1 protein-coding gene is annotated in these 2,459 nt (G+C 69.9%); it reads right to left on the reverse strand.

Features of this window, described 5'->3' with window-relative positions:
- On the reverse strand, window positions 1–2,459 hold a 2,459-nt coding region (gene glnE / locus V6M57_RS13080), incomplete at both ends, for a bifunctional [glutamate--ammonia ligase]-adenylyl-L-tyrosine phosphorylase/[glutamate--ammonia-ligase] adenylyltransferase (RefSeq protein ID WP_332815435.1).

Here is a 2,459-nt window from a genome sequence, read left to right on the forward strand (position 1 = left end):
GACAGCACCAGGTATTGCACGGCGAACTCCACATCCAACATGCCACCTGGGCTGTGCTTGACGTCGAAGCGCGCGCCACGCACCGGGTGGGCGGCACGCACCTTCTCGCGCATGGCCACGATCTCCGCGGCCAGCGCCTGGGGGTCGCGCTCCGAGGTGATCACCGCTTCACGCACGGCGTCGAAACGCTCGCGAAGGGAAACGGTCACGGCCCCATCGCCGGGTAGCGAACCACGCGCAGCGGGGAGCGTGGGGGCATCGGTCCCGTCGTCGGGCCGCCCCAAGGCGGGGCCAGCCCCCTCGGGGGGCAGCGAGCCACGTGAAACGGGGAGCGTGGGGGTGTCTTCACTTCCTGACATGACAAACCGCGCCCGCGTCATGGCTTGGTGTTCCCAGGTCCAGGCGGTGTTGCTGCCGCGCTGCTGCTGGTAGTTGGCGTAGGCGTTGAAGCTGGTCACGAGCATGCCGGAGTTGCCGTTGGGCCGCAGCGCGGTGTCGATCTCGAACAGGTCGCCCTCGCCGGTCTTCACCGTCATCCAGTTGATCATCTTGCGCACGAAGGCGCCGTAGATCTCGGGCGCGCGCTCGTCCTCGTCTTCGTAGACGAACACGATGTCGAGGTCGCTGCCATAGCCCAGTTCCTTGCCGCCGAGCTTGCCGTAGCCAATGATGGCGAAACCGGGTTCTTCGCGGTGGCGGTTCTTCAGCCGCGCCCAGCACCAGCGCGCCGTCACGCGCAGCATGGTGTCGGCCAGAGCCGAGAGGTCGTCGGCCACCTGCTCCACGGTGAGCACCTTTTCCACGTCGCGCGCCAGGGTGCGGAACACCTCGGCGTGGTGCGCGCGGCGCAGCAGATTGAGCAGGGCCTCTTCGTCGTCTTCGCCGGTGGAGTGCAGCGCGGCGCGCCGAGCTTCGAGTTCGGCCTCGAATTGCACGGCGTCGAAGCGCTCGGCCAGCAGTTGCTGGCTGGCCAGTTCGTCGATCACGCCCGGGTGCTGGAGCAGGTAGCGCGCGGGCCACTTGGCCGCCCCCATGAGGCGCAGCAGGCGCTCGTGCACCGACGGGCGCTCCTGCAGCAGCGCGAGGTAGCTTTCGCGGCGCAGCAGGGGTTCGATCCAGTCGGCCAGGCGCAGGGCGGCTTCTTCGCTCACGCGCCCTTGTTCGAGCCAGGCGCCGGTGCGCTGCACCAGCCGCACCAGGCGCGCGCGCGCGTCTTCGCGCAGCGCCAGCACACGCGGGTGCCCGCTCCATTGCGCCACCTTGGCCGCGAAGGCCTCGGGCAGCTGGGCCAGCACCGACTGCAGGTCGTCGGTCGCGCCGCGGGGCTGGCCGCCGGCGCCACTTTTCCCATTCCTGCCGTTGCAGCCCTTGCCGTTGCAGCCCCCGTTGGTGGGCCCACCGAGCAGGGTGTCGAACTCCTGCGCCACCAGCTCGCGGTGCGCGTCCAGGGTGTGCAGGAAGTCGCAGACGTTGGCGTGGCCCATGGTGGCGGCGAGCCAGTTCAGGTCGTCGTCGCGCGTGGGCATCACGTGGGTCTGCTGGTCGTCCAGGTACTGGATGCGGTGCTCGACCCGGCGCAGGAAGCCGTAGGCCCGCGCCAGCGCGTCGGCGTTGGCCTGGGGCATGAGGCCGGCGCGGCACAGGCGCGTGAGCGCGTCCAGCGTGGGGCGGGTACGCAGCTCGGGAAACTGGCCGCCGCGCACCACCTGCAGCAGCTGCACGGTGAATTCGATCTCGCGGATGCCGCCGCGCGAGAGCTTCACGTCGTTGGCGCGCCCGGGGTTGCCGGCGGCGCGCTTGGCCGCGTGCTCGCGGATCTGGCGGTGCAGCGTGCGCAGCGAGTCGAAGACGTTGTAGTCCAGGTACTTGCGGAACACGAAGGGCAGCACCGCGCCGCGCAGCGCGCTGGCGCTCTTGTCGGCGATGCAGGCGGCCGGGGCGATCACGCGGCTTTTGAGCCAGGCGAAGCGTTCCCACTCGCGGCCCTGCACCAGGAAATACTCTTCCAGCGCACCCAGCGAAACTGCGCTCGGCCCCGAGTTGCCGTTGGGTCGCAGCGCCAGGTCGACGCGGAACACGCTGCCGTGTTCGGTGGCTTCGCCCACGGTGTTGTAGATGTGCTTGACCGCCTTGCCGAAGTACTCGTGGTTGCTGATGCGGTTGCGGCCCTGGGCGTTGCCGGCGGTCTCGCCGTCGTGGTCGTAGACGTAGATCAGGTCGATGTCGCTCGACACGTTGAGCTCGCGCGCGCCCAGCTTGCCCATGCCGATGACCCACATCCGGGCCCGCTGGGGCTGGCCGTCGGGGCCGGCGTACTGGGGGGCGCCGAAGAGTTCGTCGAGCTCGCTCCAGGCCAGCGTGCAGGCGGCGTCGAGCGCGAGTTCGGCCAGTTCGGTGACCGCGCGTGTGACCACGGCCAGCGGCGCGTCCTGTTCGCAGTCCAGCACCACCAGGCGCTC

This window comes from Ramlibacter sp. (assembly GCF_036676645.1).
GTDB lineage: Bacteria > Pseudomonadota > Gammaproteobacteria > Burkholderiales > Burkholderiaceae_C > Ramlibacter.